We start from the raw sequence: 15,285 nt of genomic DNA, 5'->3' as shown, positions 1-15,285 counted from the left end.
TCCGATGATGTGGCGCTACAACCCAATCATTACCCTGTGCTTGTGTGCATCGATAGCGCTCAATGGCTATTTACTGTGGCCACGCGTGCAACCTGAGCAAAGCCCAGCTCAGCCACAACCGGCCAGCACAGTTGCTACTGCAACTGCCGGTCCAACCGAGGATTGGGCCGAATCGTCACTAACCGCAGTGCCACCTGACGCCGTGCAGACAAGGGCTACACCCCTGAGTGAAGTACGTCAATGGCTCAATAATGGCGACTATGCCAGGGTTGAACGCTACCTTATCAATGCGCTGAGGGAAGCCCCCCATTCACCAGCACTATTGCTACTGGAAGCCGACTTAATTTTAGCCACTAAGCCTTTATCAACGGCCGTGCTTCATTTTTACACCCTGCTGGAATTAACCGTGTTCAGCCCGCCACAACACGCCGCCTTAACAACGCGCACAGAGACCCTGGTTTCCAATGCCATTGATGCCCTTTACAATGCCCGTGACTGGGATTTGCTGGCGCGGTTTATTGAGCCTTTGTATCAGTTAAACAGCAGCGATGAACAGATAACACTCAAGCTGGCAGAAGCTTACGCCAGACAACAAAAATTTACGCTTATGGAAGATACCCTGGCCAGTCTGGCGCCGGATCATGCCGGCGCACGCAGTATCCGACAACGCTATGGCAACGCCAATGACTTACTTGAGGACAGCGCGCTGACTGACGATCTCAGGTTACCCGCTGAGCAGCCGCTGACGCGTCTTGCTCTGACCCGCTATGGCGATCAATACATTGTCGATGCCAGAATTCTGCAACGCCCTGTAAAGTTGTTAATCGACACGGGGGCCAGCAGCACGGCGATCAGCTTTGAGTTATATCGAACCTTAAAACGTTTTAATGCGATTAAAGTAATGGGGCTGTTTGACGTTCGCACCGCCGGTGGCCTTATTCGCTCGCCGCTTATCCGCGTTCAAAGCATGCAGCTTGGGCCCTACGAACTGACCGACATTGGCGTGCTGGTATTGCCCCGCGACACCATGCTGAATGCCGATGGTTTGCTGGGGATGAATGTACTTAAACAGTTTAATTTTAAGCTCGAGCAGGGCAGCTCGGAGTTGTTATTAACACCGAGGTGATACACTGGCGACTGTTCACCGCGAGTAACAGCTACGCTTGTAACATTAACTTGCCTCAAGCTTTGGCGCGTTTATTAATAAATTGAGTGAGTTACCGCCCGATTGGTATTAGTATTTCATTTTTCGTCTGCTGGCAAAATCGCAGCGCACGACGAAATATGTACTATCTTTTTAAAGAACCCAGAATTTAGTCTGTACAGACTTCCGAGTAGTAACAGTTATGACGATAGTGACCACTTTTTATGTAATGAGCAGCGGCATCATGTTTGCCGTCGCGGCAATTACGCTATTGCTGCTTTGTTACAACAAAGTGCCTTCCAGCAACCAACACGTCAGAAGTTGGGTTTTGCTTACAGCAATCACCGCCGGCGCCATCCAGTATGTACATTTTTTGGATTACAAGGTGAGCGGCATTGCAGAATCCTATTTTTACAGCTCGCTCAAGCACCATCTTGCTGTGTGGCTATGCTTTTTTGTTGTAGTGATGGTAACAATGCTCACCAGAAAGCTTTATTCCAAACCCGTTTTATTGCTCTTTTTTGCGTACACACTGGTGATGTCGATACTCGGTTTTAGTGCGGATATCCCCATACGCTATGAGCAGGCGCCGATAGTATTTGAGCAACAATTATTGTGGGGAGACACCGTTTACGCCATAACTGGGCCCTTGTCGGTGACAGGTATGGTGCGTGATATTGGCTTTTTGGTGGTGCTGGTGTGGGTTGTGGCATCGTTATTACTCCACATAAAACAGGCCAGGCACCAGGAAGTGAAATTTATTGTTGGCTACCTGGTGTTGATTATTGGTTTAGCGATACACGACTCTCTGGTGCTTTTTACCGGCCTTGAGAGCATTATATTATCGTTAAGTGGCTATGTTTACCTGGTTGCAGTATTCAGCTTTTTCATTTTTAAAGGTTATCTTGAAATGCAAAGCGAACTCAGGGAGCTGGCTTACAACGATAACATTACCCAGACACCTAACAGAGCAGGCATTCAGGCTGATATTGAAGCCCTTCTCAACGCGTCAGAACATGTTGAAAAGCTCCCCGTCTGTGTGTTGGATCTCGACCACTTTAAAGTGTTCAACGATGCCTTTGGCCATGATATCGGTAATCAGATATTGGCGAAAATAGGCCGTCGTTTACTTAACTTTACCCAGCAACGGCGCATGCTGACATCACGATTTGATAAAGACAGGTTTATTGTATTGGTGCCTCATGCATCGCCTGATATGACCTTGCAGGGATTGGCCAATGAGTTACATGAACTGGTAAAACAGCCCTTGCAGGTGGATGACCGGATTATTGAACTGGGCTGCACCATTGGCCTGTTTGACCTCGATATAAAGGATCTGGCTGCTTCACAGGATATTTTTATTATTGCCGAACGCGCCATTGAGCACGCCAAAAAAATGGATAAAGGCGGCACCTCGTTGTATTCGGACATAGCCCGTGACAGCAGTTTACAAAAGCTAAAAATGAAACTGGCACTCAAAAACGCCATCCAAAACAACGAAATAGATATTGTTTTTCAACCGCAATTTACCCAGCATGATACTCTCTATGGCGCCGAGGTCCTGGTGCGCTGGCAGGATAAGCAGGGCAACTTCATTCCGCCCCCCGAATTTATTGCCATTGCCGAGAGTTTTGGTTTAATTCATGACCTTGGCAAACTGGTGTGCCGTAAAACGGCCTCGTTACTGGCGCCGCACCGTCAGTGGTTGCTGGATAATAACCAGTGTATTTCCATTAACGTGTCAGCCTGGGAGTTCAACCGCTCTACCTTTCTCGACGATATTCTGCATATCCTTGAAGAGTACCAGTTACCCACTTCGTTATTTACGTTGGAGATCACCGAAACGGTGCTTATTCAGGATCTGCAAGAATCAAAGCAGCAACTTAAAAAGCTCCGCGAAAGTGGCTTCAGAGTTGCCCTGGATGATTTTGGTACCGGCTATTCATCGCTTAGCTATTTGCGTGAGTTACCCTTCGACATTCTCAAAATCGACAAAGCCTTTGTGGATGATTTAAATATTGCTGAGCATCAGTCGATGATCAACGGCATTATTACCATTGCCAAAGCCATTGGCTTGTCTTCGGTGGCAGAAGGCGTAGAGGATGCGTCCCAACACCTGCGCCTCAAAATGATGGGCGTCGATGTTCTTCAGGGCTATCATTTTGCCCGTCCTATGCCGTTTGAAGACTTTAATGCGCAGTATATTGCGCCCAACGCGGTGGTCCGCCAGTCAACAGAGTAACGCCTGACGGGCGTATCAGCGCTGCTAGTCACAACGAGCATCGCCCCCAACCTGATCCGGGCTGAGGGCATAACTGCCCGACAGCTTTATACCGCCATTGCCACTTTGGTGCCCTGCTCAATGGCCCGCTTTGCATCAAGCTCCAGGGCCTCATCGGCACCGCCAATTAAGTGATAGGGTAATGTCAGCCCCTCAACCAAGGCACGCTGGGGTTCCTGGCCGGCGCATATGATAATGTTATCCACATCAAGCACCTGTGCTTCTTCGCCCACACTAATATGCAAGCCTTCATCGCTAATTTTGTGATACTGCACACCGGGGATCATTTTAACCCCCTTCATTTGCAGACCAATGCGGTGCGCCCAACCGGTAGTTTTACCCAGCCCCGCCCCGACTTTTGAGGATTTGCGTTGCAGCAGCACGATTTGCCGTGGTGACGGCTCTGGTTGAGGCGTCATGCCTTCAACGCCGCCACGGGCAGTAAAGTTCATATCAATACCCCACTCGCGCATAAATGCAGCGATATCCTGACTGGGTACCGATTTGCCGTGACTCAAATACTCGGCGGTATCAAAGCCAATACCACCGGCACCAATAATAGCCACTTTGGCGCCTACCGGCTGTTTGTCGCGCAGAACGTCAAGATAGGTCATTACTTTTGCGTGTTCAATGCCCTCAATGTCGGGCATGCGCGGCACGATGCCGGTGGCCAGAAGAACCTCATCAAAACCACCGTCATTGAGCGTTTGCGCCGTGACGGTAGTATTGAGTTTCACCTCAACGTTGTGCAGCGCTAACTGACGTTTAAAGTATCGCAAGGTTTCATAAAACTCTTCCTTACCGGGGATCTGCTTGGCAATATTAAACTGGCCGCCAATGTCACTGGCGCCATCGAACAACACCACGGTATGGCCGCGTTTAGCAGCGGTGGTCGCGGCTGCCAGCCCTGCCGGGCCAGCGCCCACAACGGCTATATGCTTTGGCTGCTCGGCAGGCTGCATGGTGTACATCAACTCATGACAGGCAAACGGGTTGACCAGACAGCTGGTGAGTTTGCCCACAAACACATGATCAAGACAGGCCTGATTACAGCCAATACAGGTGTTAATTTCATCGCTGCGCTGTTGTTCGGCCTTAATCACGAAATCCGGATCAGCCAAAAACGGGCGCGCCATAGACACTAAATCTGCATCGCCCCGGGCCAGTACCGACTCCGCCACATCCGGCATGTTTATTCGGTTTGATGTGATCACCGGAATCGACAGGTGTTCACGGAATTTAGCCGTCACCCAGGTAAAGGCGGCACGGGGGACTTTGGTTGCAATCGTAGGTATACGCGCTTCATGCCAGCCTATGCCGGTGTTAATAATGGTTGCACCGGCCTTTTCGATTGCTTTACCTAAGGTCACTACTTCATCGAAGGTCGAGCCGCCCTCAACCAGGTCAAGCATCGACAACCGGTATATAATAATAAATTCTTCGCCCACGGCTTCGCGCACCCGGCGCACCACCTCTATGGGTAAGCGAATCCGGTTTTCGTAATCGCCGCCCCATTCATCGGTACGATGATTAGTCCGCGAAACGATAAACTGGTTTAAAAAGTAACCCTCTGAGCCCATAATCTCGACGCCATCATAACCAGCCTGATGGGCCCGTTTGGCCGTTGCCACAAAGTCGTTAATCTGACCGTCTATTTCGTCGCTGCCAAGCGCTCGTGGCTTAAATTGGTTAATGGGGGCTTGCAGGGCTGACGGCGCAATGAGGTTGGGATTGTGCGCATAACGACCGGTATGCAGAATCTGCATGCAAATTTTGCCACCGGCAGCATGCACCGCATCGGTCACCTGCTTATGCTCGGCCACCGCCTGGTCAGAATCGAGCATCTTGGTTTTGATGTGCACTCCGCCTTCCTGATTAGGGCCGATACCGCCAGTTACCATCAGCGCCACACCACCGCGCGCCCGCGCCGCGTAAAATTCGGCCATGTGCACATGACCATTGGGCATTTCCTCCAGACCGGTATGCATTGATCCCATGACGACACGATTTTTAAGCTGGGTGAAGCCCAAATCGAGCGGTTCAAATAAATGCGGATATTGCTGATGTAGTGTTGCGGTGGCCTGTGTCATGTGTACCCCTTGGTAGCGAATTCGCCCAATGCCCGCTTTACATGTTAGCGGGCTTTAATAACTAAACAGTGTCAAGATAGGCATTTAATTTGACACTGTCAAGATTAACATTATGCTATTTAGCATAGTCAACACAGCGGATTTTGCATGGCGCAGTCAGTACCAGCGGGCAGTCAAACCTATCATCATGGCGATTTAAGAACAGCACTTGTGGATGCGGCGTCGCAACGCATCGAGCGTGAGGGTATTGCGGCGTTGTCGCTGCGCAAGCTGGCTGATGATATTGGCGTATCGCGCTCGGCGTTGTATCACCATTTTCGCGATAAAAACGCGCTGCTTAATGCGGTAGCCGCGCGCGGCTTTGATCAGTGGCTGTCGATGACTCAGGAGCGCGACGAAGCGCAGGTTATCAGTGCCACTCAGCGACTCAAACAGTTTGTGCACGGCTATATTCGCTGGGCCATCGCTCACCCCCAGTTATATGACATTATGTTTGGTCGCCCTATCTGGAAGCACAAGCTGGCCGACGAAGAGCTCAAAGAAATTGCTTATCCGGCTTTTCAGTATATGTTGAAGCTTATTTCACACTGGCAACAACAAGGCTTGTTATTACAAAATGAACCGGCATTACGGCAAACCCAGGTTATTTGGGCGACACTTCATGGCCTCGCCAAGCTCATCATCGACGGCGTATATGACGACTCAGCACACATTGATGATATGTGTGACTGTGCCGTTGCGATGCTGTTGAGCCAGCACAGCGATATAAAAGGTCACAGTTTGTAGCAGCGCAGTACAACTGGGCAGCACATTACCCGGAGTATGTAACGGGGATTAACTTTGCGCTTCGCGTATCCACTGCGCCGCGCGTTCGGCTATCATCACCGTCGGCGCATTGGTATTGCCGCCCACTAACGATGGCATAACTGACGCATCCACCACGCGCAGGCCGTCAATGTTGCGCACGCGAAGCTGGTTGTCAACCACCGCCATCGGATCGTCATCGGCGCCGATTTTACACGTGCCCACAGGGTGGTAAATGGTTTCGGCTTTATCACGAATAAACTCAGCAATGGCGTCGTCACTATCAAGATTATGCCCATCGATACTCAAATGACCACCAAACTGCGCCATGGTTTTGCTGTCGAGGATACGCTGAGCAAAGCGCACGGCATCAATCAAAACTGCCATGTCTCGCTCGTGCTGCAGATAATTGGGTTCAATGGCCGGGTGATCAGCCGGATGGTTGCTTTGCAGACGAATTTCACCACGACTTTGGGGGTATAAACAACATACGTGTACTCCATAACCAAAGCCATGCACGAACCGCCGTCCGTGATCCTGCAAAATCGCCGGTAAAAAATGCAGCTGGATATCAGGATACTCAGCCGCCAGTGACGACCGCACAAAACCGCCGGCTTCGGCCACGTTAGAAGAAAAAATGTGATCACGTTTAAACAGATACCGAAACGCCGCTTTAATATAATGAGGCAGCGCCCGCGCCGCGATGGGGTAACCTACCGGCAACTTGGTGCGATACTGCACAATGGCATCGAGATGATCCTGCAGGTTCTGCCCTACACCGGGTAAATCCTGTTGTACGTATATGCCTTTGTCTTGCAGTGCTTCCGCCGGGCCAATGCCCGATAGCATCAACAGATGTGGCGAGTTAATGGCCCCGGCGCTGATGATCACTTCCCGGCTTGCCATTAAACGCATGGCCTTGCCTTTTGCTCTCACCTGCACACCGGTTGCACGTTTGGGGCTATCGCTAGCGGCGCTTTTTTTAATCAGAATCCGTTCCGCCAGCGCACGGGTTATAATGGTAAGGTTGCCGCGCTTTTTAGCTTCACTTAAGTATGCTTTGGCCGTGGAACAGCGCTGGCCATTACGCTGGGTAACCTGATACAACCCCAGCCCTTCACGCTGTCGGCGGTTAAAGTCGTCGATAACCGCTAATCCCACATCCTCTGCAGCCGCCACAAATGCGTTGGAGATGCTGGCAGTATGGCGCAGGTCACTGACATCAAGGGGCCCGCCCTCGCCATGGAAGTCATCAGCGCCACGGCAATAGTTTTCAGCGCGCTTAAAATACGGTAATACGGCGTCGAAGTGCCAGCCGTCGGCGCCTTCCTGGGCCCAGCGATCGTAGTCTTCGGCCTGACCGCGGATATAACACATGGCGTTGATTGAGCTTGACCCGCCAAGGGTTTTACCTCGTGGCCAAAACAGTTCGCGGTGGTTAAGCTCTGCCTGGGGTTCGGTATTATAGCCCCAGCCAATGCTGTCGAACCGCGATAATAACGACAAGCCAAAAGGTATATGAATAAAGGGATTTCGATCGCTACTACCCGCTTCTACCAGGCAAACTCTAATCACCGGATTTTCGGTCAGGCGTGCGGCCAGTACAGCGCCGGCAGAACCGCCGCCGACAATCACATAATCAAACTCCTGAACCGGTATTTGCATGGTAAGCTGTTGCTCCGAGCATAAGTAAACTGATTGTACCAGTGGCTTATACGCTACGCCATTCGGCGCTTAAGCGCAAAGATTTTTAGTGGTTGTATGGCAGCAAAATGCGCTACCATACCATCACGCAAAAAACTGGCCGTGATGCGCCTGCAATGACTCACCATCGCCAGTCCATTTGAGCAACATTAAACAGGCCTGAGCCGCGCTATGCCCAACCCAAAAATCGCTATTATTGTGCCGGAGTCGCTGTGCTGTTAGATCAGTTTAGCTGGCGCGATAAGGTAAACCTCGCGGTAGGGTATTGCCTGCTCAAAACCGGCCGCCTGCAATACGATATGTTCACCGAGCAAGAATTAAACGATCTCATTGCACCGCATTTTCCGTTTACAGAGCAGCTCGATATTCCAATTGGAGAAGGCCACCTCACCTGCTTAGAAGGTGAGTTAACCATGCCTGTGGCGACTAATCGGCTCACGCTGCAAATGCTCTGCGCTATCGATATAAAGGTAATGGGCAACACCATTTATAAAGCGCATATCGCGGCGGGCGTAAGCGCCCTGCCCAATTATTTTTCGGCCTCGCAGACCCTGCATATTACCGACACGCAGGTTGACTTTATTCACCTGCTTAACGGCCGTTACAGCCTGGTAAAAGATACCCGTTTTTTAATAGAGCGGCTGTTGCCGAGGCCAGTATCGGGCCTTAGCTCGCTGCTCAGCCAACCGTTGCGCTCGGCGTTAAATGTGGTGTCGGCAGGCTCTACCGATCAGGCGCTGGACTATTTGTCGCTTTACCTGCACGGCGGTACGGAGCGGATCCTGGAATACCATAAACCGCGCATCGTCAACGAGTTGCTCACTAAACTCGACGAGCGGGCGTTTGAGTATCCTATGCGTGACGATCACTGGCGCGAGTTTTTATTTGCCCGCTGGGGGCAGCGCGTGTGTGTGGAAGATAACGAACTACGATTTTACTTTACGCCGGAATAACGCCGCCAATGTGTGCGCAACTGCCAGCCACTAGCGTTCGCTACGCTGCCATATATGCACCGCAAAATCGGCCTCGACACTGTTGATACCGGCAAACGTTGCATCGGCTTTATCCTTCGGCAGGCGCCAGTAATAAGGTGTCATTTCGAGCAGAGCCTGGCGGATGTCGGGTTGCTCCAGCGCTACCGTAAAACTGATACGCTCTGAGGCGAGTTTGGCAAAGCCGGGCTTATCATTAAATTGCACGTCGTGCTGACGCGGATTATCATAAATGGCCTGCTTTATTGCCCACAAATGATTGGCCGCGGGATCCACGGTGATGAGTAAACCACCACTGGCAATAATACGCTGGTATTCGGCGTCGTTACCGGGGGCAAACACTTGCAGTACCACGTGCTGTGAGGCATCTTCCAGGGGCAGTTTTACACTGCTGGCCACGGCAAAGCGACACGCTTTATAGCGTTTAGCGGCAATATCCACAGCATGCTTGGCGATGTCACTACCGGCGGCTTCAACGTTGTATCCCTCACCGGTAAGCGCATTAGCAATAAAGCCTAAATAACTGCCCTCACCGCATCCTGCGTCATATAAATGCACGGGGCGGTTGGTATTAACCTGCTGTTTGATTTGCTCTACCAGCGCCGCCATAAGTGGCGCATACCCTTTGGCATCATGAAAGCGACGCCGGGCGTTGACCATGGTTTTGTCGTCACCGGGGTGTTTTGATTTTTTTTGCTGTACCGGCAACAAATGCAGGTAACCGGATTTCGCTTCATCAAAGGTATGTCGGTTGGGGCACTCCCAGCTGCGCTGCTGTTGTGATGGATGGGGCTGCGACAGGGGGTGCTGACATAACGGACAACGCCACATAAAAAAGACACTCTCAAACAAACAATGGCGCCAATATTAGCACGAAAGCGCGTTTAATGATCTGACACGATAGACAACGGCAGTTCACTGGTATGCTCGCCGATATCATCGATACTCAGCGTCGGATCGTCAATGCTGGCTTCGAGCATATCAAAGGCCTCGCGGCAATACTCAGCCAGTGGCTGCAATGACTTTATTTTACTGTTACAACACACCAGCCCCACGTTTGCGGTGCCATTGTAGGTCATTATTGTCACGTTAACACCGCCGCCCGGCGTCATGGTAGAAATGGGGTAACAGGCTAATAACTTACTGTCTTTAAAATACTTTTGACGTTTAGGGCCGGGAATATTCGAGACCAGAACATTGGCAATGGGTTTTACCCAATCGGAGATATGCAGCCACTCAAATACCAGCGCACATGCCTGAATAACAATGGTGTAATTGCTAAAGGCAGACGGACGCGCCCGCTGGGCTGCGTGCTTAACGATGCGGTGGTGGTAAATAATTTGCCGTAACCGCAGGTACGGATCGCTCTCAGCGTGGGCTAATTGTACCGGCACGATGGCAATACGGTTGCCAGTGGTTTTTTCGCCCGGCTTGCGCAGGTTAATGGGCATATTGGTGTACAACGCCTGGGTAAACAACTGGCCGTGATCCTGCAGCAAGCGGTGCATGCCAATATCGATAGCGGTAAGCAGCACTTCGTTTGCAGAGGCGCGTGTGCGGCGGGCCAGCTTGCGTATCCGGGCAAAATCGAGGTCGAAGGTGGCCACCGCCCTGCCCGGTTTTACCTGCCCGGTTAAAACCGTTTTTGTACCGGTAAATGGCACCGGCATATAATGACGATTAATTCGTAACAGACGCAAAAGCAGCCGAATAAAGATGGCCGCGAGATCAAATGCCGATAACACAGCATCTTTGGTCGCAAGCCAGTAACCTTTAAGGCGGCCAAACTGTTGCCGGCGTTTGCGATGGCGAAGCCGCTTTACGGCCCACAGCGGCACAAAAGCGTCGGGTTGAGGCGCATCCTGATAACCCGCCTGAAACCAGCGTACCAGGGTAGACCCGTCACCGTACAAATGATGTACGCGAGCATAAATTGCAAACAGCCGCTGCCCGGGTGAATACAAAAAGTGGTATTGCCATAAGGGTTTGTCGGGATCGAGCCGGGTTTCGTGCATGCGGGCAACAAAATCGTCGAGAGCCGGACGCTCATTGATGACATCAACTTGATGGTACTGCACGTGGTAGTCCATGTGCATATGCTTAACCGGCTGCAAACCGATTGGCCAAATGTAAAACGCTTTTACCCTGCAATTAAACGGCGGGCTGGCCCGTGCAAACGACTGCATGTCGCGATGCAAGGCCTTGATATAGGTTTCAGGATCGCTCCCTTCGGGCATTTCGAGCAATTGCAAACAGCCCACATGTTTAGGGTTGGCTTTGGTTTCGGTGATCCAAAACGAACGATCGAGAAATGACAGTTTTTGCCCCATGCTTACTCCCCGACTCTGGGCGGTGTAAGGTTAGCCATAGAATGGTGGGCAATCGCTTTACGTAATTGCAAAACGGTATCCTCTTGCAGATGAAAGCGCGGTAACAAGGCGGTCATCATTAAACTCAGCGCATGAAACTTTTGCGTTTGTGGATCGTGACTGTTGCGCAAATCATCGTACTGGCTGGTTTGCGTGAGGATCATAATAATTAAATCGGTCAGCAAGCGCTGCTCTGCGCTGTTTGCCAACAGCGTTTGTTGCGCTGCAAAGTTTTGCAGTAAGGTATGTAAGCTCGACTCCAACTGGCGAATTTGCTGCTTATGCCAGTGTTTTACCCTGGGGTATTTTTCGGCGAGATCGGCCGGACTACGAAACATAAACCGAAACAGTTGCTGCTTGTCGAGCACGATGGCCAAAAAATAAAAAAAGTCTTCGGCCACCACTTTATTGAGTGTGGCAGGCTTGAACAACGCAAGCATTGCATCGCTGTGCCACTGCACCAGACCATCGATAATTTGCTCTTTGCCTTTAAAATGGTAGTACAAATTGCCCGGACTAATATTTAGCTCCATGGCAATATCGACTGACGTGACGCTGTTTTCACCATGTTCGTTAAACAAGGTTAATGCGGTTGCCAAAATACGTTGTGCAGTTTTACCGGCCATAGCTCTCAGCCTAACATCACAAGGTATATTTGAGCAAAGCCGGCCGCCATACCCAGAATGGCTCCGGTTAGAATTAGCTTCCATTCATCCTGCTGGTACGCCGGGCGCAAAATGCCCTCGAAGTCTTCCGGGCACAGCGCCCGCAATCTGGCACAGAGATCGTCGCCCACCCGCAAGGCTTGATTGGCGTAGTCGAAAGCATAAAACAGGTATTTGTCGGAGTCTTCGAACAGGCGCTTAACCGCCATCGACTTCATCTTATAGTAGTTTTCGGAGCCCACGCCCAGGGCAAAATAAGGCTGGGCAATGGCGACATAGCGTTCGATTGCATCGTTCACATGCAGCTCAATAAGCTCCAGCAAATGCGCCGAGCCGGAGCCGTGTAATATCATGTGAGTAATATTTTTAGAGTTGATCAGTTTGGTTTCGATAATATCGGCATACACCCGCGAGACTTCATGCTGACGCTTTAAAAACATGCCCTGCACCGAAAACCCAAAGATGCGGACAGGCCTTTTAGGTTCAAAAATGATGGTAATTGCGATCCAATTGGTAAAATAGCCCACCAACAGCCCACCCAGCGGCAGTAGCCACCAGGCCTGAAAGTAATACCACAATGCCATGGTTGGCAAACCAAACAAAAAGCCAAAGTACAGGCCGGAGCGCACAATGAATGGAAACTCACGTTCGCCGGAGCGCAAAAAGATCTCGTTGATCAACTCAGGTGAATTAACCAGTTTCTCAACCACCAGCTCTTTAATATCGAGGATTTCATTAACATTGTGCTGAAAGTCTTCGACCATTTTACTGACCACATACGGGATGTCGTCTTCGATGCGCCGGTACACCAGATTTTTGCCTTGCACGGGCAGTGACGCCCACAGTTGCGGTGCAGACTCTTGCATAACTTCATTAACGATTTTGCGCACAACCTGATGCAAGCGGTGCCTGATTGCCTCGGTAAGCGCTGCCGGCTCAATACGATTAGCCAGCTCTTCAACACTGAGCAAGCGGCCAAGTACCAGCTCCACCTCGATTTCGGCCATTTGCCGGCGTTTAGCTGGTATTAAACCCTGCCATCCCAACAACGGCGGAAACCCCACAAAGGTTAAAGGATAGAACATCATTTTAACCGCCAGGTAGTTAGTACTCCACCCGACCAGTGCGCTGATTAGCGGGATCGACAGCAAACTTAAGGTTTGTAAATTCCAGTCCATTATAGGTGCTACGTGGCTGTGGTTATAATTGTCATTGTTCAGGCTACTGTTTGCCCGCCCTGCGGTCAAATTAACTTTGTATATAGCTGTGTCTGGATCAAATAAATGGGCCAGCGGTAATTGGTACCAACAAGCAAAAACGCCATAATCTGAACGTTAGCCAGGCGATGTTGCCCAATAATGGTAGTCAGGATGTTGACCAGCGTAAATTAGTTAGCTGATTCTAATTATGCGCTCTACACTGCCTGATAGAAAAAAGTAAATGTTGTTGCAGGTAAAAGTTCTTGCAGGTATTAACCGCCGACGCCGCATTCATCACGGTAGCAAGCGCAAAGGCCAACGTATGTGACCGCGTACCTGCATGAGGGGGATGTATGACGTTGTTTCGATCACAATTAGGCGCGCTTGAGCGGGCAATGGCCCATGCCACAACGTATCAGGAATATCAGCAAGCCTGTGAAGCCCACGACCAACTCTCCGGTGCCGATGACTGGAAAGCCAAGGATCCCTGCCGCCTATATGACTACCGGCTTATTCGCAAGCGGGTTCAACGGATAAAGCTGGCGCAAAGCCAAAATGATATTCACAGTCTGATGTCGATTTTGCACGAGGGGCTGCATGGCAACCTAGGCAACATTGCCAACCCCGAATTGCTCGGTCATTGTAAAACCGGGACCAAACATCTCATTGAAGAGTTTATTAATCAGGTCGTCAGCGCCTTGGAGCACATTTATAACGCCGACGAGGCCGAGGTGGATTTTTACGATAAGCTATCGTTTTTTGAAGAAACAGCCCATTCCTTTGGACGCAGTTGTCTGATGCTGTCGGGCGGCGCCGGTTTAGGCTTTTTTCACTGCGGCGTGGTGAAATCGCTCAACGAACAAAACCTGCTGCCATCGGTAATATCGGGCGCCAGTGCAGGCTCCATTATTGCCGCCATGGTAGGTACGCGCACCCACACTGAGCTCCTTGAAGCACTCAGTGCAGAATTTATTTATGAACACTTTCAGAACTGGCGGTTGTGGGCAGGCTTGGGGCGCAACAGCATTTTAGACAGCCGCGCATTAGAAAACACGCTGATTACCCTGTTCGATTTAACCACATTTGAAGAAGCCTATAAAAAAACCGGCCGTCATATTACCGTGAGTGTGTCGCCCGCCGATCTGCATCAGTATTCACGTTTGTTAAATGCCAAAACCTCGCCCAATGCGCTTATTATGCAGGCAGTCAGAGCCTCTTGTGCGGTGCCGTTGTTATTTACCGCGGTGCAACTTAAAGCGAAAACCGCCAGCGGTGACATTGTGCCGTATATTCCCAACCGCCGTTTTGCCGACGGCTCCATCATGGCTGATCTGCCGATTGAGGGGTTGTCGCGCCTGTATGGCGTAAATCACAGTATAGTGAGCCAGACCAACCCGTTGGCGGTGCCATTTTTATCGTCATCCCGGACGCAGGCTAAAACCCTGTCGAGCATTACGTTTCGGCATTTACGCCAGTTAGTCAAAGCGAACAGCATTTATGCATTTGATGTAATGGAGCAAATTGTCCCCAACCGCAGCAGCAAATTAGCCATACACAAGGTACGCTCGGTGATAGATCAACAATACGTTGGCAATATCAATATTCTGCCGCAAAAGCAGTTGCGTAACCTTATGCAGGTTGCCGCCAACCCTACCCTGAAAAGCATTGAGGACCTCATCATAAGTGGCGAAAAAGCCACCTGGCCGCAACTCGATGTGATAGCGCGCAACACCCGTATTAGCGAAACCCTGCGGAGCATGCTCAGAAAACTTAAAGCCCGCGAAGCAAGATTGTTCGATCATACCCCTGAGAGGATTATGGAGTAGTGAAATACACCATCGCCGGTGATATAGCCACGTTGGTGTCTTTTATTAAGCGGACAAAATTTGGCTTTGCAACACCTGCGACCCGGAATATATTGCACTGCACATGAGGCACAAAACCTTAGATTGTAGTGGTCACAAACAAGGCCCGCCTTGCAAGATTAAACGTTATATCAGTCTTCATCCTACACCTTCAGTCATATCGCATTTAAAA

Annotated in this window: 11 protein-coding genes; 5 read left to right on the top strand and 6 right to left on the bottom strand. The window is 50.6% G+C overall.

The window, feature by feature from the left end; all coding sequences use genetic code 11:
- Positions 1–4 precede the first annotated feature (4 nt).
- A complete protein-coding gene (locus tag OIK42_RS07615; RefSeq protein ID WP_273639547.1) occupies positions 5–1,126 on the top strand; it encodes a retropepsin-like aspartic protease family protein in 1,122 nt (373 codons plus the stop codon).
- 220 nt (positions 1,127–1,346) lie between these two features.
- Positions 1,347–3,386, top strand: coding sequence for a putative bifunctional diguanylate cyclase/phosphodiesterase (locus tag OIK42_RS07610; RefSeq protein WP_273639546.1), 2,040 nt, complete (start codon positions 1,347–1,349; stop codon positions 3,384–3,386).
- A gap of 86 nt (positions 3,387–3,472) precedes the next feature.
- On the opposite strand, the gene OIK42_RS07605 is transcribed toward OIK42_RS07610, so the two are convergent.
- Positions 3,473–5,515, bottom strand: a complete 2,043-nt coding sequence (locus OIK42_RS07605; protein ID WP_273639545.1) for an NADPH-dependent 2,4-dienoyl-CoA reductase — start codon at positions 5,513–5,515, stop codon at positions 3,473–3,475.
- 147 nt (positions 5,516–5,662) lie between these two features.
- On the opposite strand from OIK42_RS07605, the gene OIK42_RS07600 reads away from it, so the two are divergent.
- Entirely contained in the window at positions 5,663–6,301 is a 639-nt protein-coding gene (locus tag OIK42_RS07600) for a TetR/AcrR family transcriptional regulator (protein WP_273639544.1), read from the top strand.
- Positions 6,302–6,349: 48 nt separating this feature from the next.
- Here OIK42_RS07600 and OIK42_RS07595 read toward each other — a convergent pair whose 3' ends face one another.
- Positions 6,350–7,984: a GMC family oxidoreductase gene (locus tag OIK42_RS07595; protein ID WP_273639543.1), complete on the bottom strand. Its 1,635-nt coding sequence runs from the start codon at positions 7,982–7,984 to the stop codon at positions 6,350–6,352.
- 251 nt (positions 7,985–8,235) lie between these two features.
- On the opposite strand from OIK42_RS07595, the gene OIK42_RS07590 reads away from it, so the two are divergent.
- Positions 8,236–8,976 (top strand): DUF1439 domain-containing protein, encoded by a 741-nt coding sequence (locus tag OIK42_RS07590; RefSeq protein WP_273639542.1) that lies wholly within the window; start codon positions 8,236–8,238, stop codon positions 8,974–8,976.
- 30 nt (positions 8,977–9,006) lie between these two features.
- Here the strand turns inward: OIK42_RS07590 and OIK42_RS07585 are convergent, their stop codons facing one another.
- Genes OIK42_RS07585 through OIK42_RS07570 form a run of 4 tightly spaced genes read right to left on the bottom strand, consistent with a single transcriptional unit; the run spans position 9,007 to position 13,227 of the window.
- The gene (locus OIK42_RS07585) at positions 9,007–9,846 is read right to left on the bottom strand and encodes a putative RNA methyltransferase (RefSeq protein ID WP_273639541.1); all 840 of its coding nucleotides are present in this window, start codon (positions 9,844–9,846) and stop codon (positions 9,007–9,009) included.
- A gap of 53 nt (positions 9,847–9,899) precedes the next feature.
- Positions 9,900–11,345 carry a wax ester/triacylglycerol synthase domain-containing protein gene (locus tag OIK42_RS07580; protein ID WP_273639540.1) on the bottom strand — a complete coding sequence of 482 codons (1,446 nt, stop codon included), beginning with the start codon at positions 11,343–11,345 and terminating at the stop codon, positions 9,900–9,902.
- Positions 11,346–11,347: 2 nt separating this feature from the next.
- On the bottom strand, positions 11,348–12,010 hold the full coding sequence (locus OIK42_RS07575; RefSeq protein WP_273639539.1) for a TetR/AcrR family transcriptional regulator: 663 nt from the start codon (positions 12,008–12,010) through the stop codon (positions 11,348–11,350).
- Between the two features lie 5 nt (positions 12,011–12,015).
- Complete coding sequence (locus OIK42_RS07570; RefSeq protein WP_273639538.1) at positions 12,016–13,227, bottom strand: DUF445 domain-containing protein; 1,212 nt, start codon at positions 13,225–13,227, stop codon at positions 12,016–12,018.
- Positions 13,228–13,601: 374 nt separating this feature from the next.
- On the opposite strand from OIK42_RS07570, the gene OIK42_RS07565 reads away from it, so the two are divergent.
- Entirely contained in the window at positions 13,602–15,074 is a 1,473-nt protein-coding gene (locus tag OIK42_RS07565) for a DUF3336 domain-containing protein (RefSeq protein WP_273639537.1), read from the top strand.
- The last annotated feature ends 211 nt before the right edge of the window (positions 15,075–15,285 follow it).

It is taken from the genome of Alteromonas gilva (assembly GCF_028595265.1).
GTDB lineage: Bacteria > Pseudomonadota > Gammaproteobacteria > Enterobacterales > Alteromonadaceae > Alteromonas > Alteromonas gilva.
This window is presented reverse-complemented; position numbering and strand designations above follow the sequence as displayed.

What these genes read in the sequence shown, in the direction of transcription:
- OIK42_RS07615 (WP_273639547.1), top strand. Translation starts at nt 5, where the DNA reads ATGATGTGGCGCTACAACCCAATCATTACCCTGTGCTTGTGTGCATCG.
- OIK42_RS07610 (WP_273639546.1), top strand. Translation starts at nt 1,347, where the DNA reads ATGACGATAGTGACCACTTTTTATGTAATGAGCAGCGGCATCATGTTT.
- OIK42_RS07605 (WP_273639545.1), bottom strand. Translation starts at nt 5,515, where the DNA reads ATGACACAGGCCACCGCAACACTACATCAGCAATATCCGCATTTATTT.
- OIK42_RS07600 (WP_273639544.1), top strand. Translation starts at nt 5,663, where the DNA reads ATGGCGCAGTCAGTACCAGCGGGCAGTCAAACCTATCATCATGGCGAT.
- OIK42_RS07595 (WP_273639543.1), bottom strand. Translation starts at nt 7,984, where the DNA reads ATGCAAATACCGGTTCAGGAGTTTGATTATGTGATTGTCGGCGGCGGT.
- OIK42_RS07585 (WP_273639541.1), bottom strand. Translation starts at nt 9,846, where the DNA reads ATGTGGCGTTGTCCGTTATGTCAGCACCCCCTGTCGCAGCCCCATCCA.
- OIK42_RS07580 (WP_273639540.1), bottom strand. Translation starts at nt 11,345, where the DNA reads ATGGGGCAAAAACTGTCATTTCTCGATCGTTCGTTTTGGATCACCGAA.
- OIK42_RS07575 (WP_273639539.1), bottom strand. Translation starts at nt 12,010, where the DNA reads ATGGCCGGTAAAACTGCACAACGTATTTTGGCAACCGCATTAACCTTG.
- OIK42_RS07570 (WP_273639538.1), bottom strand. Translation starts at nt 13,227, where the DNA reads ATGGACTGGAATTTACAAACCTTAAGTTTGCTGTCGATCCCGCTAATC.
- OIK42_RS07565 (WP_273639537.1), top strand. Translation starts at nt 13,602, where the DNA reads ATGACGTTGTTTCGATCACAATTAGGCGCGCTTGAGCGGGCAATGGCC.